Raw genomic sequence first — 19,309 nt, 5'->3', positions numbered from 1 at the left:
CTTCCTGCTTCTAAGCTTCATGGTCGGCAGAAGCTGCCACGGAAACCAAAGGCGCTTCCAGGCTCCATGTTATGCCATGCGGACCGTGTTCGAGAATTCCCTGCCCACTGACCGCTGCGGGCGCAACCCGCTTCAGCACAACGGTTCCAAAGCCACCTTGTCCGACAGTCTGGACCTGCGGACCATCGGATTCGGCCCAGGTGAGGTGAAAGAGCCTCGAAGCACCGGAACCGGTGATGCCCCATGTGACCGAAATCCGGCCCTTGTCCCCTGAGAGCACGCCGTATTTGGCCGAGTTGGTCGCCAGTTCGTGGAAGGCAATCCCGAGATACTGAACTGCGTTGGGACTGAGCACCAATGATGGGCCCGACATTTCGATCACATCCCCCCGCGGGAAAGGCTCGACCTGGGCCGCCAAGAGGTCGCTGATCGTGGCACCCTTCCAATCCGCCGAAACAAGCAGGTCGTGAGATCGCGACAACGCCATGATGCGCTCGCGCACCTGGGTTTCAAAGTGTTTTGGCGTCTCCGATCGCTTGTTGGTCTCCCGGATCATCGACAGGATGACCGAATACTGGTTTTTCACCCGGTGGTTGACCTCGCGCATCAGCATGCGGATGCGGTATTCATTCTCCTTCGCCGACGTGATGTCTCGCGCTATCTTCGATGCGCCGGTGATCTGCCCGGTTGCGTTACGCACGGGCGATATCGTCAGCGAAACCGGAACCAGGCTGCCATCCTTGCGCAGGCGGGTCGTTTCGAATGGTTCGACGCGCTCGCCGCGGCGAATGCGTTGGAGGATGCGGGGTTCCTCGTCCTGATGGTCTTCGGGGATCAGCATGGTCACCGACCGGCCAATCGCTTCGTCGGCGGTATAGCCGAAAAGCCGTTCGGCGCCGTGGTTCCAGCTTTTTATGATGGTGTTGAGATCCTTGCTGACGATAGCGTCAAATGAGGATTCCACGATCGCTGACAGGTGCTGCCTGGTTTCTTCGGCACGCTGGCGGTCCGTCAGGTCCAGCAGCATGTTGACGGCGCCAATCAGAGCGCCGTGCTCGTCCCGCAGCGGTGTCGGGTAGGGCAGGAACGGAAAAAACGATCCATCGGGACGCTGCGCAACAGCTTGCTGATTGCGGACCGGCCTGTTCTCCTTGAGCGCGATGGCCATCGGGCATTCATCGTGCGGCAATTCCTTGCCGTCGGCACTGAACAGCTTGAACGTCACACACCATTTATCCTTGCCGACCTCAGGCTCCCTGCCTGCCAGATCGGCCGCGGCGCGGTTGTAGTAGGTGATCGTCCCATCCTGATCGGTCGTGTAGATGGCGACGGGTAGGCCGTCGAGTATCTGGTGATAGGTACTGTCATGCTGCCTGAGCTCCGAGCGGGTGTGCACCAAGTCGGTTACATCGACCGTGAAGCACCGGGTGTTGATCAGCTTGCCGTCCCGGAAATGTCCGCTTGAGGTGACTTCGACGTGCTTGATCGATCCATCGCTGGCCCTCAATCGCGCCGGATATCTTACGATCTTCTCGCCATTGGCAAGGCGACCCAAAATGTCCTCTATGACGTCCCGGTCGGGATAGAACTCGGCGATGTGGCAACCGAGGTAGTCCTCTGCGGGATAGCCGAGAAGGTCGAGCTCAGCCTGGTTGGCATGCACGATTACGCCGTCTGCGTTCACCAGATGGAGGGCAACGGCGCCGTTTTCGAAGAAATCCTTGTAATCGAAATCCAGACCGTCATTGCTGGACACCCCCGGGTTTTCGAAGGCGACAACATTCGCCTGTGTTGCTTCATGCATCCCAAACACCTTGTCCAGTCCAACCAAATATAATGCGGCTTGGATCAGTTGGTTCCCATTGCTCGCGGTCTCGACCCGCTGCGTACGGGAACCGGACCCTAAAAGGGTCGTAGCCTCGACTCGTCTTCCATCTACAAACGTGCGATCATCCGCGCATGGGCAAACCCTTGGTCCTTGTCGTCGACGACGAAGCCTTGATAGCACTGGATATGGAGTCCACTCTTTCGGAGGCGGGCTTTGCCGTGGCATTGGCGGCGACATGTTCCCAGGCGAAACGTTTTCTTGCGGACCATACCCCCGCCGCAGCGATCCTGGACGTAAGGCTGTCGGACGGCGAGGCTGTTGACGCGGCAAAAACCTTGGCAGGGCGGGCGGTTCCTTTCATCGTCTATTCCGGCCTGGGGCTCGAGGAAACCCCCGAAGCGTTCTCGTCCGGCGTAAGAGTGATGAAACCCGCCGGACCTGCAGAGGTGGTCCGGGCTCTCAAAGCGATGACCGCCGGGCAGCAGAAGGCGACGGGATAGCCGTGCTCTGAGCACCTTCGGTCTAAACTAGCCAGGCGCTGCCGGAGCAGCTGCCGTGCCTCACGGAGCAGCGAATTGCGGCCGGTGCCGATCAGGCGAACAAGGTCGCGCGCTTGATCCTCGGTGATGCCGGTCTCTTTGGCAGTTGACAGCACCAGTGCTTCATTCCCTTCCACTTTCTTAGGGTTGTGCTCGTCCTTGCCCGTGCTGATCATGCCTTCTCCATCGGCTCAACGCCAGGATCTGAGACTCATTCTTCGACGCACGGTCAACCTCGCTGTGCCGCGTTTGAGCGACAGAGATAGCGGCTCAATTATTGCGTTGCCAGAAACGATCCTGGCAACAGCCAAGTGGCCGGGTCCGTTCGTACGATAAAGCGCCCCGCGCAGGGACGGCGCCAGCATGGGCCAGATCGACCAGACAGATTGACCGGTCCTATGCCTCTCCGAAATCGGTTTCGTTTCTTGACGTCGGTTGCCGCTCGTAGTCAACGGGCGGCGGCAGGAGCATGATTTCGGTCTCCTTGCGGCCGAACTCTCGGCCGATCTGGAACGCCGCGTAGATCGCGCCGAGGCGGATAAGGAATCTAAGCATGGGGGTTCTCCTTCGATGTTAGGAACCGCAAGGCCGCGAGATTGTTCCATGGTTTGCGAGTGGGGACGATCTTGCCGTCGCACCAGGCATTCCAGCGCCGGCGCGGCAATCTGAGACATGGCGGTGCGGCTAGGCTGTTGCGGCCGTTGCCTGGGCCGGGATCCGTTTTCGAGGGGCCGGACGGCGTCGATCGCGGCGTTTCGAAACGACTTTGAGGGGAACGGCCGGCGCTGGAGAAAGTGCGCCAAGCACAGCGTTGACCATGCCGTGCGCTACGAAATCGGCGCTGATGTCGGCGGCCAAAGCTTGCCTTTCTTGCCCGACATCGCCCTGCTCCGCGTCTGACCAGAACACAATCCCAATTCTCAAACCTGCCTTGGCGCGCTTCAGTCTCCGGACCAGAAAGCGGGCATGCTTGAGCGAATCCCGGTTCAGGAAACCGACCACGACGGTGTCGATCGCCTCTAGTTCGAGACGACGAATACCTGCCGGCTCCATATCGACAAAACTGGCCTTCGCCACCGTAGCACCTTGCACCTCCAGCACCTGAGCGAGCATGGCGGCAGCGGCATCGTCGAGTTCGCCGCGACCGCCGGCACAAAGCACCGACATGTCCTTGCCGTCGGGCAGCTCGATCTCTTCCTCTTCGACGCCATCTGTTTCCCTGCTCGCGCTCCCTTCCGCGGTGGTTGCCGGCGCATCTTCCTCGCTTGCCTCTTCCTGTGCATCGTCGGCAAGATTTGCCACAAGAATTTGGGCGCTCGCCGCCACCTGCCTTCGCTGTTGATCGCCCATCACGCCACGCATGCGGTCCTGCTCGCCCAACAGGAGAGCAGGAATGGCGACAGTGTCGTAGAAATCGATCAGGTACTTCTCCTCGAGGATCTCCTCGGCATGGTCAGTGGCCTCGTCGGGATCGCCGGCCAGGAGCCGTTGATAGAGCCGGGCGTGAGATTCAAGGACGGGCTCGTTGCCAAACAGGACGTCGAGAAATTCGAACTGCGGAACATGTCGCCCGAGGACGACGAGGCAAACTGTCAGCGGCGTCGAAAGGACCAGGCCGAGCGGCCCCCACAACCATGTCCAGAAAATTGCCGCAACGATGATTGCCAAAGGAGAAAGTCCCGTGCGCGAGCCATAGAGCCACGGTTCGATGACGTTGCCGGTTACCAATTCCATGACGACAAACAGTGCGGCGGTCCACAGCACCAGCGACCAGCCGGGCGCAACCGCCAAGGCCAGAAACAAGGGCAGCAGCATGCCGATAACAGGGCCGATATAGGGAACGAAGCGCAGCGCCAGTGCCAGCAACCCCCACAGCAGCGCGTTGGGAATGCCGAGCACCCAAAGGCCAATTGCGATTGGTATCGCGTAGACGATATTGACCACCAATTGCATGATCAGATAGCGGCCAACCCGTTTGCCGGCATCCTGCAATGCCTGCGTTGTGCGATGGAGGTCGCCATAGCCGACGAGGCGGATAAACCGGTCGCGCAGATCCTCGCGCTCAAGCAACATGAAGATGACGACGATGATGATCAGGCCAGCTGATGCCAGCGGGCTGATCAACGGTCCGATGATGTTCTGCAATACCTCCAGAGGTCTCTCGCGGGCGACGATCTCGACGGGAACAGGCTCGCGCCGGGGCTTGTCGGCCGCAGGCGGCGCCACATCCTGCTTGTCGATCTCCTGACCGACACGCTCGATCACCCCGCTCAGCCTGGCAATTATGCCGCCACCAACGCCCGTCTCCTTGAGGGAACGTACCTTGGTCAGAATGTTTGTCTGGTAGACGGAAATGTTCTGAGCAAGCTCGCTTACCTGGGTCGCAACAATGAAGCTGAACAGGCCCAGGGCCGCGAATGCGCCAATCACGCTCAGAAGCACTGCGGGCAGCCGAGGCAAGCCGACACGCTTCAGTGCGGAGACCATCGGCACCAGCGCAAAGGTCAAAAGCAGCGCGATGGCAATGGGAAGGAACACCTCACGACCGAAATACAGCGCAGCTACTGTCGTGACGATGGTTGCCACGGTAGGCAGAGCTGTGCGCGGATGGGCATTGCCTGCCGCAAGAATCCGTCCTAGCCCTCGCTCGGACGATGAGATGTCGTTTCGACGATTGGCAGCCACGTGATTCCCCCCGTTTCCTAGCGATAGTTAGACCCATTCGCCTGCCGGGCAATGTTTAGCAGGGCCGAATACATACGTTTTGCGGTTTTGCGCCCTGGGCGCTGTGCTCTGACGGTTCAGTCGATATCGTCGGAGCCGCAAATCTGTGGTAAAGCCGCCGCCCAACCAACCAAAGGACGACATCTGTGAGCGAACCGACTGTGGCTGAAGCGACCGAAAGTATCTATGCCTCGCTGCGGGCGGACAATGCCGACATCGACGCCCATATCGCGGAGCTCAAGGCTGCGCTGACACGAGAGGGCGCAAAACAGGCGGTGTTCAATCCGGCCAAATTGGCCCAGAACAACCGCTCGGGCCGTAAGTTGATGCAGGCTTATTTTCGCCAGCGCGGCGTGAGCGTCAGGTTTTCGGACCAGTAGCGCGCGGCAGCTTGGGGGAACCGCGTCTCGACGGACGGTCCGTATCTCGCCCGCTCCGCCCTGCGGTGGACTTTCGTCAATCCTAGATCGAATGGCCGCCTTGCCCTGCCCAGGTCGGTGTCACCCCCTGCCCCTGCAGCTCTTGACGGAAACCGGTGCCTCCTGTTTGAGGTGGACCAGGACGTTTGCTGCATGGGGAGATGGGCAAGGGTGGGCAAACAGTGAAGCGCGTTCTTCAGATGCTTGCCGCGGCGATCATCGCGTCCGGGGCGACCGGCTGCACGAGCATTTCCTACTACGCGCAGTCGTTGCAGGGTCACACGCAGATCATGGCCGCCCGCAAAAATATTGCAAAACTCATCCGTGATCCTTCGACGCCTGAAGCATTGCGCGCCAAATTGACGTCGGCCAGCGCCATAAGAAGGTTTGCGACAGATGAGCTGGCATTGCCCGAGAACAGCAGCTACCGCAGCTATGTCGACATCCATCGCGATGCCGTGACCTGGGCCGTTTTTGCCGCGCCGCAATTCTCGCTTGCGCCACGAACATGGTGCTTTCCGGTTTTCGGCTGCGTTCCATACCGGGGTTATTTCTCCCGGAAATCCGCGGCTGAAAGCGCTGTCGAGCTTCAAAGACAAGGCCTGGACGTCTATGTCTCGGGCGTCACCGCCTATTCCACGCTTGGCTGGTCCAGTGACCCGCTGCTGAGCACCATGCTGCGTCAGGACGACACCTATCTCGCAAGCCTTGTTTTTCATGAACTGGCGCATCAGCGCCTCTATGTGGATGGCGATTCCGCATTCAACGAGGCGTTCGCCGTTGCCGTCGAAACCAGCGGCGTCAGGAAATGGCTCCGCGCCGCCGGCGACCGGGCCGGATTGCGCCGCTACGAAGCCGATCGCAAGCGCAGCGCCGATTTTCTTGGACTGGTGGCGAAGACGCGCGACGAGCTAAGGCAGGTCTATGGTAGTCCCCGCACCCCGGAAAAGATGGCGGCCGCCAAGGCAGCAACCATCGACCGGTTGCGGGCGCGCTACCGGCAGATGCGCGACAAGCACTGGGCGGGATACCGGGGATACGACGCCTGGTTCGCTGCCCCGATCAACAACGCCAAGCTCGCGGCAACTTCTGTCTACGGTGAACAGGTTCCGGCCTTTCTTCGCTTGTTCGACCTGTGTTCGGGCGACTATCCAAGGTTTTACGCTTCTGTCCGGCGGATCGCGGATTTGCCCAAATCGTCACGCGCCGAAGCGCTCAAGGCTGCGGACACGTGCAATTGACTTGAACAAGCACAGGCTGGTCCTGACGATCACCCCAGCGACAGTTCCTTCGTCTGGTGTCTCAAAACGAGGCCGACCGCGCCCAGCAAGGCATCGTTCTCGGTGTGCCTGCCAACGATGATGCGCGTGCGCAGCGCGGGAGCGACATCCCGGGACTTGATCAGCGTGTGGCGTTCATAGGACGCGATCAGCGGCGTCAACAGAATGTCCCCTGCCAAAGCCATGTGGCCGCCGATGATGATAAGCGGCGGATTGAGCACCGAGCCGATCAGGCCGAGACCCCGGCCGGCGATCTCGGCGGTATCCTCGATCATCCGCAACGCCCTGACGTCGCCCTGCTCGGCCATGGCGATGACATCGTCCATGGTGACTTGCCGCCCAACGACACGCGAAATCTGTTCCAGCGGCCGGGCAAAACTCGCGTAGAGCTCCAGGCATCCGCGATTGCCGCAGCGGCAAAGGTCGCCGCCGGGATCGATGCTGATGTGCCCGAATTCGCCAGCGCCGCCGGCGACGCCCGTCACCAGCCGGCCATGCTGGACTATGGCGCCGCCGACACCCAGATCGATCTTGAACAGGACGAAATCGTCCTGGCCTACGGCCGCGCCCCACATCAGCTCGGCAATGGCCGCGCAGTTGCTCTCGTTGTCGGCGAAGATCGGCTGTTCCAGGACGGGTCCGAACACATCTCGTATGTTGACGCCGGCCCATGTTGGAACCATGCTTGCGCGCAGCACCACTCCATCGCGGCTGACAGGGCCGGAGACGGAGACACCAACCCCCAGGAGCCCCGCCATCGGCAGACCATTTTCCCTGTAAGATTGGGCAATTGCCGATTTGACCGCCTGGGCCGCCTGTTGCGGCTGGTAGTCCAGCGCCATTGGAATATTTTGTTCGGCAATGACGGAATGCGAGACATCGGCGACGATGAGCCGTATCTGCTGAAGAGCCAGGTGAATGCCGACGCAGGTGCCCGCTGTCGGATTGAGCGTCACCGCCGCGGCTGGCCTGCCGATGCCTCTGATGCCGTCGCGGCTGGTCGGGGCTTCGATCACCATTCCAGACCTTTTCAAGCCGTTAAGCGCGGTTGACACCGTCGAGCGCGCCAGACCGGTGGCGCGTGCGATCTGCAACGCGGAGAGTGCGCCGCGCTCGCTCAGGCAGCGCACGATCATGCTCTCCGGCGACGCGGAGGGTCTGTCGATCAGCCAGGTTCTAAGCGAAGGTTTTGTCATGGCTCAACATAAACATCGTTGACTGATAGCTCCAATATGTCATCTTGGAAAGAACTCGAGATTGACGCATCTCGCCGGCGGCGGCTTCAAACCGCGGCCATAAGCGGTCGAGACGAACCGTGCAACACGATATGGGAGTGAAACGATGAAGTCCGTCATGACCGCGCTTGCGGCCGCTGCTGCGTGCACATTTTTCGCCGGAACAGCCTTCGCCGAACCCAAGACCAACCTTTTGCACCAGTGGGCGACCGGATCGGACGCCCAGGCGATCGCCAAGCTCGGCGAGATGTTCACCGCCAAGGGCGGCAAATGGGAACAGACCTCGATCGCCGGCCACACCGCCAATACGCTGGCCAAGCTGCGCGCCGACGTGATCGCCGGCAATGCCCCGCCTGCCGTGCAGCTCAAGGGCCCCGAGATCGCCGAATGGAACGAGACCGGCATGACCGCCGATCTCGACGAGTTGGCGGCCTCGGAAGGGTGGGAGAAAGTGGTGGCGCCGGAATTGCTTCCGGTGATGAAGCCGACCGGCAAATGGGTCGCCGCGCCCATGAACATCCACCGCATCAACTGGCTCTGGGCCTCGCCCAAGGTCATGCAGGCGGCCGGCGTGGCGGAAATGCCCAAGACCTGGGCCGAGTTCAATGCCGCCTGCGACAAGATCGTCGCCACAGGCAAGATCTGCATCTCGCATTCGACCGCCGACTGGACGGATTCGACGGTGTTCGAGGTCGTGCTCTACGGCCAGGACATCGATCTCTACCGTAAGGCCTTTGTGGAAGGCGATGTCGAGTCCATGCGCAGCCCGGGAATGGTCAAGGCCTTCACGCAGATGCGCCTGATGACGAGCAAATACATGGATCCGGGCATGGTCGGCCGCGACTGGGATTCGATGTCGGCGCTGGTCGGCAAGGGCGACGCGGCGTTCCACATCATGGGCGACTGGACGATCGGCCTTTTGACCGCCGCCGGCTTCAAGGAAGGCACCGACTATGTCTGCGCCCAGGCGCCGACCGATTGGGGCAAACCCGGCTTCATCCTCAACTCGGACTCGGTCGTGTTCTTCAAGCAGAAGGACCAGGATTACATCGACGGCCAGAAGCTGCTGGCCAGCCTGATCCTGTCGCCCGACTTCCAGACGGTCTTCAACCAGGCCAAGGGCTCGATCCCTGCACGCCTGGATATCGATCTGTCGAAGGGCTTCAATCCGTGCCAGCAGCTCTCGCAGAAGGATCTGCAGGCTTCGATCAAGGACGGCACGCTGGTCCGCTCGATGGCGCACAACATGACCATCCCGCAGAAGATGCGCGGCGCGATCATGGACTCCATTACCGAGTTCGTGGCGACACCGGACATGTCGCCCGAGGATGGCGCCAATGCGATGGCCGACGCGGCGGAAGCACAGAAATAGACGGGAATGGCCGGGCGCGATGCCTATCCGCCCGGCCGTCCTCCCTTCCAGTCCCGTGCTCTGCCAATTTCCGTGCTCTGAATGTCAAATCACGACCTGATCCTGTCGGTCCCGACGCCCGCCCGCCCCTGGCGCGAGCGGCTGGGCTCCGCGATGCCCTTGCTGGTGCTCGGCCCCTCTCTCGTGGCGAGCTTCGTCTACGTCTTCGTGTTCACCGGCTGGACGCTCTATATCTCGCTGTCCAACTCCTCGCTGCTGCCGACCTACGGCTTCGTCGGCCTCGAGAACTACGCGTCGCTGTGGGCGAACCGGCGCTGGAACATCGCCTACAACAACCTGTTTTTCTTCAGCGCTTTCTACATCGTCGGCTCGATGGCGGTGGGACTGCTGCTGGCGATCCTGATCGACCAGCGCGTGCGCGGCGAAGCGGCCTGGCGCACGATCTTCCTCTATCCGCTGGCCGTCTCCTTCATCGTCACCGGCACGGTCTGGAGCTGGCTCTACAATCCGACCGACGGCATCCAGGCCATGGTGCGCGGTTTCGGCTGGGCGAGCTTCAGTTTCGCACTCGCCAGCGACCGGCACTATGCGATCTACGCGGTGATCATCACCGGTGTCTGGCAGGCCTCGGGCTTTGCCATGGCGCTGTTCCTGGCCGGCCTGCGCTCGATGGATCAGGACCTCGTCAAGGCCGCGCAGATCGACGGCGCATCGACGTTCCGCATTTATCGCAAGGTGCTTCTGCCAACCATTGCGCCGATCTTCCTGGCGGTCGCCGTCATCCAGATCCAGTTCGCCATCAAGACCTTCGACCTCGTGGCGGCCCTGACCAAAGGCGGCCCGGGGATCTCGACCACCTTCCCCGCCATCTACGTCTATGACCTGATGTTCCAACGCGGCCAGATCGGCGAAGGTGCGGCCGCCGCCATCATGATGCATGCCGCTGTTGCCGTGGTGCTGGTGCCCTATTCATTCTGGGTGGTCTGGCGCCGGCGCAAGGAAGCCGGCCATGGCTGACGTCTCCCTGGACCAGTCGCTCGACCGTCGCGCTGCCGCAGTCGCGTCGCGCCGGCATTTTCTCACCCGCTTCGCCATCTATGGGCTGCTGGTCGTCTTCGCGGCGATCTACCTGGTCCCGTTGCTGGTGGTGGTGCTGAATTCATTCCGCGACCAGCAGGAGATCGCGCGCAACGGGTTGATCTCGCTGCCGCGCAGCTTCCGCCTCGATGCCTGGGGCCAGGCCTGGAGCACCTATTGCATCGGCGGCACCTGCGAGGGCATGCAGCGCAACTTCTACAACTCCCTGAAGATGACGATCCCGGCCACGATCATCTCGACGGCGGTCGGCGCGATGAACGGTTACATCCTGTCGAAATGGCGCTTCAGAGGTTCGGAAGCTTTGTTCACCTGCATGCTGCTCGGCGTCTTCATTCCGGGCCAGATTTCGTTGATGCCGTGGGCGTTCATCCTCGGCAATCTCGGCCTCAGCAATTCGGTCTACGGGCTCGTCCTCATCCACGTTATCCAGGGCATTTCGTTCACCACTTTGTTTTGCCGCAACTACTACGTCAGCATCCCCGACGACCTGATCAAGGCGGCGCGCATCGACGGCGCCGGCTTCTGGCGCATCTTCCGCAAGATCATTCTGCCGCTCTCCTCACCGATCCTGATCGTCACGGTGATCTGGCAGTTCACCGGCATCTGGAACGAATATCTGTTCGGCGTCGTCTTCACCTCCGGGCAGCAACAGCCGATCACGGCAGCGCTCGTCGCGCTGACGGCAAGCGGCACCAATGTGCGCGCCTACGATGTCATGAGCGCCGCCGTGCTGATCGGCGCGCTGCCGCCGCTGCTGATCTATCTCTTCGGCGGCAAGTATTTTGTGCGAGGCCTGACGCAAGGTGCCATCAAATGAGGCGCGATCAAGTGAAGGGCATTGCATGTCGACATTGATCATCCGATCGCTGCGCAAGAACTTCGGCGCGGTCGAGGTGCTGAAGGGCATCGATCTCGAAGCGCGGAACGGCGAGTTCATCGCGCTGGTCGGACCGTCCGGCTGCGGCAAGTCCACTCTGCTGGCGATGATCGCCGGGCTCGAATCCGTTACCTCCGGCGAGATCCGCATCGACGGGCGGCTGGTCAATTCGGTGGCGCCGAAGGACCGCGACATCGCCATGGTGTTCCAGTCCTATGCCCTGTACCCGACGATGACGGTGCGCGAGAACATCACCTTCGGCATGGAAAGCCGCCGCGTCCCGAAGCCGCAGCAGGACGAGGCCGTCAAGCGGGTTGCCGCCTTCCTGCAGATCGAACCGCTGCTAGGGCGCAAGCCCGGACAGCTTTCGGGCGGCCAGCGCCAGCGCGTCGCCATGGGCCGGGCGCTGGTGCGCGATCCCAAACTGTTCCTGTTCGACGAGCCGCTCTCCAATCTCGATGCCAAGCTGCGCGTCGACATGCGCACCGAAATCAAGAAGCTGCATCACCGCGTCGGCAAGACCACCGTCTACGTCACCCACGACCAGGTCGAGGCGATGACGCTGGCGTCGCGCATCGCCGTGATGCATCAGGGCGAGGTCCAGCAATTCGACGATCCCGCCACGATCTACAATCGTCCGGCCAACATGTTCGTCGCCGGCTTCATGGGGTCGCCGGCGATGAATTTTTTGGCCGCCGAACTGAGCCAGGAAGGCGGTCGCCGCACTGTTGTCCTGCAGACCGCCGACGGCAAGACGGCCAGCCTGCCGATCGTCCAGGCGCTCCCATCCGACACGCCGCGACAGCTCGTGCTCGGCATCCGTCCCGAGCACATCTACCGCTTCGATCCCGACCTTGCGCGCCGCAAGCCGGGCATCGCGCAGATCGATGCAGTGGTCGAACTGGTCGAGCCGACAGGCGCGGAGACCATGGCCGTCCTGCGCCTGGGCGGCAAGGAGATCACCGGCCGTTTCGACCCCGACGGCACGCCGCTTATGGGCGAGACGGTGACGCTCGGCATCGACATGGCGCGTGCCTGCCTGTTCGACCCGACGACCCAACGCCTGATCTGATCTGACCCGATCTGACCGAAGCCTGATCTGAAAAGAGTTCCGCCTTGTCCTTCGCCACCTATCCGAGCCTGTCCGAGCGTGTCGTGCTGATCACCGGCGGTGCGTCGGGCATCGGCGCCGACACGGTCCGCGCCTTCGCCGCCAATGGCGCACGAGTGGCGTTTCTCGATCTGCAGCAGGAGGCCGGCGAGGCGCTCGCGCGGGAACTCGCCGCCGCGGCAGCGCACGCGCCCCTGTTCCTGCGCTGCGATGTGACCGATATCCCCGCCCTCCAGGCCGCGATCGGCACGGTGCGCGACCGCCTAGGGCCTGTCGCGGTGCTGGTCAACAACGCCGCCGATGACAATCGCCAGCCGGTCGCCGACGTGACCCAGGCGACATGGGACCATGCCCAGGATGTGAACCTCAGGCACCACTTCTTTGCCGCTCAGGCCGTGCATCCGCACATGAAGGAAGTGGGCTTTGGTTCGATCGTCAATTTTTCCTCGATCGCCTGGCGTTTCGGCGCGTCAGAGATGGCCCCCTATGCGGCGGCCAAGGCTGCGGTGGTCGGGCTGACCTTCGCGCTGGCGCGGGCGTTTGGCCCCGACAACATCCGCGTCAACGCCATCGAGCCGGGCGCCGTCATCACCGACCGGCAGCGGGAGCTTTGGTACAAGACCGAAGGTTCGGTCGACCAGGTCGTGCAGCGCCAGGTGATCCGCAAGGTTCTGCTCGGCGAGGAGATCGCGCGCACGGTGCTGTTCCTCGCCGCCGACGACAGCCGCATGATCACCAAGCAGTCGATCACCGTGGATGCCGGCCTGAGATGACCACACCTGACTCAAAGGATCGCTTCATGCTCGAGGTCGGCCTGAACCCCTACGGCCTGACCTATCATCTCGGCCTCCAGGGCCGCGGCACGCCACGCGCCAATCCGCAGCCAGCGGGGCTCGAAGGTTTCATCGCGCTCGCGACCGAACTCGGCGCGCGCGTGCTGGAGATCTGGGTGCCATGGCTGAGCGAGCTTTCCGACGACGCGGTGATCGCGCTGCGCGAACGGCTCGCCGGCCTTGGCATCACGCCGGTCGTCAGCGGCGGCCTGCTGGTGGGCGAACCGCTCGACGATGCGTTTCGGGCCGCGCGCCTGCTCAAGGCCAAAATCATCCGGACGGCGCTGACGCCGGTTCTCTGCGGCGACCGCAACGCCGCCGGCGCAAAATGGAGCGAGTACGCCGGCATCATTCGGGGGCGATTGGTGGAATGGGGTCCCCGCGCGAATACCGAAGGGTATGTCCTTGCGATCGAAAACCACCAGGACTTTACCAGCCGGGAACTCGTCGATTTCTGCGCCCTCGGTGGTGACAGTGTGGGCGTCACCTTCGACACCGGCAACACGTTCCCGGTCGGCGAAGCGCCGCTCGATTTTACGAAGGTGATCGCCCCCTATGTCCGCCATGTCCACCTCAAGGATTACCGCGTGCAGTTCACGACCGAAGGTTACCGGCTGATCCGCTGCGCCATCGGCGACGGTGCGGTGCCGTTTGCCAAGCTGTTCGCCATTCTTGGCCAGCACCACGATCGCATGACCGCCGTTCTCGAACCGGGCGCCTTAGAGGCCCGGCATGTCCGCTATCTCAGCGACGACTGGTGGCGCGGCTATCCGCAGAAGACGGCACGCGAATTTGCCGCCTGCCTGGCGGCCGCGCAGCGCAACCGGCTGCCCGACGATGCCGACTACCGCACGCCTTGGGAGCGCGAAGCCGACGTCTCACTGGTTTCCTATGAGCTCGACATGATCCGGCGCAGCGCCGCCAACATGCGCAAACTGATGGAGAATATCCGATGACGGCACGTGAACTCGATGGATTGACCGCCTTCGTAACCGGCTCCGGCCGTGGCCTCGGCCGCGTGATGGCCGAGCGCCTGGCCGAACTCGGCGCCAATGTCGCGATCCACGACATGGACGAGGAAGCGCCGGCGAAGTACGGCGAGTTCGCCAATCTCGGCGAAGTGGTCGAGCGCCTGAAGCGGCACGGCACGAAGGTCACGTCGGTGACCGGCAACATTGGCGACCAGAAGGCGGTGGCCGAGATGAAGCGCAGGATCGAGGCCGATCTCGGCGACGTCCATGTGCTGGTCAATTGCGCTGGCGGCGACATCGGCGCCAAGGGCGGCAAGCCGAACCCGAACAACGCCCTCGACATCGAACTGGACGACATCCGCGTGCTCACCGAGAACAATCTGATCGGCACGATGCTGGTCTGCCAGGCCTTCGTGCCGCCGATGAAGCAGCGCGGCGGCGGCTCCGTCATCAACATCGCCTCCGCGGCGGCACATCTCGGCTGCTCGCCCGAGGTCGTTTACTCCACCTTGAAGGCCGCGGTCGTGCATTACACGCGCTGTCTCGCCAAGGAACTGATCGACGACGGCGTGCGCATCAACGCGGTCAGCCCAGGCGCCACGAAGACGGCACGCTTCCAGGCGACCCGCACGGTCGATCCGGAGCGCATGGATTCGAGCAAGAAGTCGCTGAACCGCTATGCCGAGCCGGAGGAGATCGCCGAGGCGGTGGCCTTTCTAGCCGGCCCCCGCGCACGATTTATCAATGGGCAGGTGCTCCGCGTCGATGGCGGGTTTACGATCTTTCCGGGGTGATGGCGGGGTGCCTCGGATTTCAATTTCGGGGCCGAAAGCGGAAGGTCCGTTTTCGGGATTCCTGGGTTAAATTGCCCCCTCACGCCTCGAGCTTTTCGCAGCGTCAAAACGGCTGTGGAGGGATTGGCAGGCTATACCGCTGACGAAGCGCACATGTGACGCACCGAGGATAAGTAACCCCGCTTGGTCACGAGGGCGCTGCCGACCGGTTGGTCGAAACTGGCGCTGGTACTCGCTATTCACGAACTTGCCGATCACCCTGACGAGGTCCACTAAGCAATGGTGAACGTCATTTCTGAAGTCGCAAGCAACTCGGCCGCCCTACTCCATTGAGGTCAGCCATGCCTTCGCGGAGCCGACGCAATCTCTGCTGGAGCCTGCATGCTTCTTCAGGCGCAAGCGCTGTGTCTCAGTGCGGCATGAATCCTTTTCTCAGCCAAGCCAATATCTTGCTCCCATTGAGGACCCTGCGGACACGCCCGGCGGCCCAGCCAGCCTGCATGGTGGCGCCGGTGTGGCAACTGCAGACGATCTCATGCAACTGCCAATCGGAGAGTTCGAAGAAGCGTCTGGCTTCCCCGTAGGTATCCGATTGCATGCCCGACGCACGCAGCAGTGGATCGTCAAAGGCGACACTGATCGCCGATCCGACCGCGCGCGCTTCTCCGCGGACAGAGGGATGCAGATGCTCAGTCCCGGTGAGAGCCACAAGGGAGCGCGTCGGATTTCGATAGAGCAGTTCCGCCCACCGCTCTATCCGTTGCGTCCTTGTAGCCAGCAGAGCCGGCGATAGTGGACTGATGTCCGCGACTGACTGGAGTTGATCGAGTGTCTGGTGCTTCATGACTGCCTCCTGTTGGTCGTTCCAATCCCAAGGCCTTTGCTGCAGGATTGGCTCACACGCTAAGCCGCCTCGTAAAGGAGCGGCGGCCGATCAGGTGTTGCCACCAATCGCCCACAGGCACCACGCGGCGGCATCTGCAGCGACCCCAACTGCATTCCTTCGCCAATGTTCCAGCGGGATGAAAAAAACTGTGCGGCCGGCCGACCCGACGGACCCGGCTGGCGCACGCAGGATCCTGAACTGCTGGACGATGATGACGCAGGCCTGGAAAGGCGGCTAGGTTGGACCTTGCTTTTCAGGCTTGACCATGATGTTTCACTACCCGCTCGGTCATCGCGGGAAGGCCAGGAGCAGAGCCGCTGGCAACGGTGAGTTGCGGACGAGGGCGGGCGGTGGAGGACGACGCCCTTGGGCCGCCAGGTCACTGAAGGACCAACCGAAGCGGCGCTTCGGGCGTAAAAGCGATGTCCTTGTAGGTCTGCAATGTCTGCTTATGGAGGAACGGCGGCAAGGCCTCTTTGACCGGCATGGGGCGCATTGCTGACCGGCAGATTTTCGGCCGACAGCAGACCCTCTGCTGCTTGGGTACCCAGCACGCAAGCTGACATGTGAGACCTCGGTGCGAAGGCCGGGACCACGCCCTCTCGCGCTTGGTTCGCATGTTGGCGCTGAAGCGCCTTATCGTTCAACCTCGCGGCACATAGATCATATGAACCGTATCGTCATCGATCAATGTGCTCGACACCAGTTGCAGCGGAGGCCTTGCCTCGTGGAAGAAAGGCTTGCCCTTGCCGAGCACGAACGGCCTCACGTGCAGGTGATACTCCTCGATCAGCCCCAGCCTGGTCATAAGGCCGGCCAGTTCCGGACCGGAAACGCTCAGGGTACCCTCCGTGCGGGCCGCGATCTCGCGAATCTGCGCTTCAATATCGCCGGAGATGAGGGTGGCGTTTGGGCCTACCCGTGAAAGTGTGCGCGAAACGACCCATTTGGGCAGCTTGCGCCAGAGTGTCGCGAACTGGCGAAGCGGAGCGTCCCATTCCGCGTGATCATCGTCCCAATAGCGCATGACCTCGTACATCCGGCGGCCATACACAGCGCCGGTATGGTTGCGAATCGTCTCGATCCAGTACTCGAAGTGCTTCTGGCTTGGTGCGCCCATGACCAGATTTCCGGCAAGGTCATCGACATAGCCATCGATGGAAACGTTCATTCCCAAGATAAGTTTGGCCATAAGCAGCGCCTTCACATAGTCGGTTCACGGATTAACCGCTTGTAATTTGCAAGCAGTCAGACGCTATAGCAACTGATTGCAAATCGCAAGTAGCATAGAAAGAAGCGTTCGTGCCGCAAACGAGCCCTGCCTTGTCCCATCAACCCTGCATCCGTCCCGGCTATCGCCCTCTACGCCTGCCTTCCCGAATCAAGCTGCACCCCAAGTCGCTCGTTCCGTCTCCACCGCACCACGGCGCGATAGCTGGTATGATCGACCGGCACGTGAAGCACGAAACGGTCGGGGATTGCGATATCGGCCTTCACCCGCAGCTCCGCACCGTGGGCGTGCTGGTTACAAACCAGACAATTGATACTGGCGTCGCCAACGCGGATTGTCGCTTCCTTCAGAACAAGATCACGGATATGCGACCGTCGCTCTATCGGTGGGTCAGCCGGCATTGCCTTATCCCTCTGATTTGACGACCTGAAACTCTTCTGAACCCGGAATGGAAAGCGCGCTACCGGCCCAGCGGTTGCCTCGAAAGACTGACGAGCTCGGCTTCGTCGACCACGCCGGCCATATAGTTCGCGATAATCCGGGATGCGATGGCGTCGCGTGCTTCGGGCGACTGACCGTCGCGCTTAAGCTGCTCGAATACACGGCCCAACAGCTCGAGTTCGGATGGCTGCAAAACGCCGGCCTCGGTGGCTTTGCGTCGAATGGGCATTTGTGATCCTCCACTACGGTCAACAACATACGACCGCGGCAGGGAAACTCAACTCACCTGTCGAGGGCGCCGCGCAGGCGGCGGCGACCACAAATCCCGTTTTCGAAACGCGACGCCCTCAGCCGGCGGCCTCAGCCGCCTTGCGCCGCGCGTCGCTGACCGTCAGCCAGACTGCCGAGACCAGGAAGTAGAAGGCGCCGAACGCGGCATAGGGCGCGACATCGGTGATCCCGACCGTCGCATCGCTGCCCGCCATCTTCACGAAAAAGATGCCGGCGAGCGCCGACTGGGCGCCGCTCAGCACCATTGCCCACTGCGCGCCGGACTTCCAGCGCCGGACCGCGGTTGCCAGCTGAAAGAGGCCCGACAGGACCGCCCAGACGCCGAACACCGCGAGCACCGCATTCATGCTTTTGCCCAGAGCAATGGCGACCGCCGCCGTGGTGATGATGCTGATGACGAAGTTCAGCAGCTGCGTTTTGTTGCGGCTTAGCCCACCGCTGCGCTGGGCGTCGACGAAATTGGCCAGCGCATCCCAGGCGGGATAGGCGACCAGCATGATGGCTGCCAGGGACGGCATTGTGCTGGCGACGGTAAAGGCAAGCAGCACCCAGGCGGCCGCCACGGCAAAGCGTATGAAATAGTAGCTCTTGAGCCATGAGGATTGGTTGGCTTCATTCGTCTTGGCAAGCATTTTCGGATTTCCCTTTTTGTGTTTACCTACTAGAAGGTAGGCATGATGGACGCGTCGAGGGAATTCGGTGAAGGGGCTCGCCGCCCCTGTCGCGCAAATTCCTGTTAGTGAACCTTCCGAGACAGACGCTGCACGGTTGGCGTCAGAATGGTGCCGAACATGGCGGGGTTGCCATAGGCGCGCGCGGACAGCATGGCGCCATGAACGGTCGCCATGAAGGTCTCGGCCTCCAGCTCCGCCGAGCCTGCAAATCCGAGAATCCCCTGCTCGGCGCCGTGCTCCATGACCCTGGTCAACCAGGACGACAGAAACCTGAAGTAAGCCCGCACTTCGACGGCAATTTCAGCCGGGAGCGCAGGGAGTTCGCTGGCAAGCAGCGCGCAGACGCAAAACGGGACGCTCGCATCTTCAATGCATTTTGCCCAGTAGTCGGCATAGGTTTGAAGCAGTGCAAGCGGGTCCGAGAGTTTACTTTCCAGATCTGCCATGCCGGCCTCGGTACGCTCGCGATGGCGCGCCACAAGCGTGCGGACAAGGTCGACCTTGCTGGGGAAATGATGGTGGATGCTCGCCTTGCGGATCCCCACCTCGCCGGCGATATCGGCATAACTGAATCCGTTGTAGCCGCCGGCCACGATGAAGTTTCGCGCGGACGCCAGAATCTGATCGGAGGTCGCCACAAGGTTGCTCATGGCGTTTACCTACCTACTAGTAGGACAGCTGTCAACACCGAATTTCCGAGCGGGA

The 19,309-nt window shown here is 61.9% G+C and carries 20 protein-coding genes; 10 read left to right on the top strand and 10 right to left on the bottom strand.

Annotated features, from left to right (window positions below; translation table 11 throughout):
- Positions 1–10 precede the first annotated feature (10 nt).
- On the bottom strand, positions 11–1,804 hold the full coding sequence (locus tag NLY43_RS24075) for a PAS domain S-box protein (RefSeq protein ID WP_023683170.1): 1,794 nt from the start codon (positions 1,802–1,804) through the stop codon (positions 11–13).
- 155 nt (positions 1,805–1,959) lie between these two features.
- Between NLY43_RS24075 and NLY43_RS24070 the strand changes: the two genes are divergently transcribed.
- The gene (locus NLY43_RS24070; RefSeq protein WP_023671108.1) at positions 1,960–2,328 is read left to right on the top strand and encodes a response regulator; all 369 of its coding nucleotides are present in this window, start codon (positions 1,960–1,962) and stop codon (positions 2,326–2,328) included.
- A 435-nt stretch (positions 2,329–2,763) separates the two neighbouring features.
- On the opposite strand, the gene NLY43_RS24065 is transcribed toward NLY43_RS24070, so the two are convergent.
- Together NLY43_RS24065 and NLY43_RS24060 are read right to left on the bottom strand one after the other, a co-directional pair.
- Positions 2,764–2,922 carry a hypothetical protein gene (locus NLY43_RS24065; RefSeq protein WP_023671107.1) on the bottom strand — a complete coding sequence of 53 codons (159 nt, stop codon included), beginning with the start codon at positions 2,920–2,922 and terminating at the stop codon, positions 2,764–2,766.
- Positions 2,923–3,051: 129 nt separating this feature from the next.
- Positions 3,052–5,052, bottom strand: coding sequence for an AI-2E family transporter (locus NLY43_RS24060; RefSeq protein ID WP_023686481.1), 2,001 nt, complete (start codon positions 5,050–5,052; stop codon positions 3,052–3,054).
- A gap of 185 nt (positions 5,053–5,237) precedes the next feature.
- On the opposite strand from NLY43_RS24060, the gene NLY43_RS24055 reads away from it, so the two are divergent.
- Both NLY43_RS24055 and NLY43_RS24050 read left to right on the top strand, forming a co-directional pair.
- Entirely contained in the window at positions 5,238–5,471 is a 234-nt protein-coding gene (locus NLY43_RS24055) for a hypothetical protein (RefSeq protein ID WP_023683168.1), read from the top strand.
- Positions 5,472–5,671: 200 nt separating this feature from the next.
- Positions 5,672–6,751, top strand: a complete 1,080-nt coding sequence (locus NLY43_RS24050; RefSeq protein WP_031199151.1) for an aminopeptidase — start codon at positions 5,672–5,674, stop codon at positions 6,749–6,751.
- A 29-nt stretch (positions 6,752–6,780) separates the two neighbouring features.
- On the opposite strand, the gene NLY43_RS24045 is transcribed toward NLY43_RS24050, so the two are convergent.
- Positions 6,781–7,986, bottom strand: a complete 1,206-nt coding sequence (locus tag NLY43_RS24045; protein ID WP_023713327.1) for an ROK family transcriptional regulator — start codon at positions 7,984–7,986, stop codon at positions 6,781–6,783.
- 145 nt (positions 7,987–8,131) lie between these two features.
- Between NLY43_RS24045 and NLY43_RS24040 the strand changes: the two genes are divergently transcribed.
- The 7 genes from NLY43_RS24040 to NLY43_RS24010 all read left to right on the top strand — a co-directional run bounded on the left by NLY43_RS24040 (position 8,132) and on the right by NLY43_RS24010 (position 15,081).
- On the top strand, positions 8,132–9,397 hold the full coding sequence (locus NLY43_RS24040) for an ABC transporter substrate-binding protein (protein WP_023710878.1): 1,266 nt from the start codon (positions 8,132–8,134) through the stop codon (positions 9,395–9,397).
- Between the two features lie 81 nt (positions 9,398–9,478).
- Positions 9,479–10,414 carry a carbohydrate ABC transporter permease gene (locus tag NLY43_RS24035; RefSeq protein ID WP_023710877.1) on the top strand — a complete coding sequence of 312 codons (936 nt, stop codon included), beginning with the start codon at positions 9,479–9,481 and terminating at the stop codon, positions 10,412–10,414.
- Positions 10,407–11,312, top strand: coding sequence for a carbohydrate ABC transporter permease (locus tag NLY43_RS24030; RefSeq protein ID WP_023671100.1), 906 nt, complete (start codon positions 10,407–10,409; stop codon positions 11,310–11,312). Before NLY43_RS24035 ends, NLY43_RS24030 begins: the two co-directional genes overlap by 8 nt.
- Before the next feature lie 25 nt (positions 11,313–11,337).
- Positions 11,338–12,444 carry an ABC transporter ATP-binding protein gene (locus NLY43_RS24025; protein WP_023686485.1) on the top strand — a complete coding sequence of 369 codons (1,107 nt, stop codon included), beginning with the start codon at positions 11,338–11,340 and terminating at the stop codon, positions 12,442–12,444.
- A gap of 44 nt (positions 12,445–12,488) precedes the next feature.
- Positions 12,489–13,256: an SDR family NAD(P)-dependent oxidoreductase gene (locus NLY43_RS24020; protein WP_023710876.1), complete on the top strand. Its 768-nt coding sequence runs from the start codon at positions 12,489–12,491 to the stop codon at positions 13,254–13,256.
- Positions 13,257–13,282: 26 nt separating this feature from the next.
- Complete coding sequence (locus NLY43_RS24015; RefSeq protein ID WP_023710875.1) at positions 13,283–14,272, top strand: sugar phosphate isomerase/epimerase family protein; 990 nt, start codon at positions 13,283–13,285, stop codon at positions 14,270–14,272.
- On the top strand, positions 14,269–15,081 hold the full coding sequence (locus NLY43_RS24010) for an SDR family NAD(P)-dependent oxidoreductase (protein WP_023710874.1): 813 nt from the start codon (positions 14,269–14,271) through the stop codon (positions 15,079–15,081). The genes NLY43_RS24015 and NLY43_RS24010 overlap by 4 nt, the downstream gene beginning before the upstream one ends.
- 409 nt (positions 15,082–15,490) lie before the next feature.
- Here NLY43_RS24010 and NLY43_RS24005 read toward each other — a convergent pair whose 3' ends face one another.
- The 6 genes from NLY43_RS24005 to NLY43_RS23980 form a co-directional block, all read right to left on the bottom strand.
- On the bottom strand, positions 15,491–15,925 hold the full coding sequence (locus NLY43_RS24005) for a hypothetical protein (RefSeq protein ID WP_023671095.1): 435 nt from the start codon (positions 15,923–15,925) through the stop codon (positions 15,491–15,493).
- 685 nt (positions 15,926–16,610) lie between these two features.
- Positions 16,611–17,159 (bottom strand): dihydrofolate reductase family protein, encoded by a 549-nt coding sequence (locus tag NLY43_RS24000; RefSeq protein ID WP_023710873.1) that lies wholly within the window; start codon positions 17,157–17,159, stop codon positions 16,611–16,613.
- A 170-nt stretch (positions 17,160–17,329) separates the two neighbouring features.
- On the bottom strand, positions 17,330–17,599 hold the full coding sequence (locus NLY43_RS23995; protein WP_023726509.1) for a PilZ domain-containing protein: 270 nt from the start codon (positions 17,597–17,599) through the stop codon (positions 17,330–17,332).
- Positions 17,600–17,658: 59 nt separating this feature from the next.
- Positions 17,659–17,868, bottom strand: a complete 210-nt coding sequence (locus NLY43_RS23990) for a hypothetical protein (protein WP_023671091.1) — start codon at positions 17,866–17,868, stop codon at positions 17,659–17,661.
- A 118-nt stretch (positions 17,869–17,986) separates the two neighbouring features.
- The gene (locus NLY43_RS23985) at positions 17,987–18,562 is read right to left on the bottom strand and encodes a DUF308 domain-containing protein (protein ID WP_023700951.1); all 576 of its coding nucleotides are present in this window, start codon (positions 18,560–18,562) and stop codon (positions 17,987–17,989) included.
- Between the two features lie 104 nt (positions 18,563–18,666).
- On the bottom strand, positions 18,667–19,254 hold the full coding sequence (locus NLY43_RS23980) for a TetR/AcrR family transcriptional regulator (RefSeq protein WP_023710872.1): 588 nt from the start codon (positions 19,252–19,254) through the stop codon (positions 18,667–18,669).
- Between the last annotated feature and the right edge of the window lie 55 nt (positions 19,255–19,309).

The sequence above is a fragment of the Mesorhizobium sp. C416B genome (assembly GCF_030323165.1).
Taxonomy (GTDB): Bacteria; Pseudomonadota; Alphaproteobacteria; order Rhizobiales; family Rhizobiaceae; genus Mesorhizobium.
Note: the sequence above shows the minus strand (reverse complement) of the source record. Positions and strands in the feature narration are given on the sequence as shown.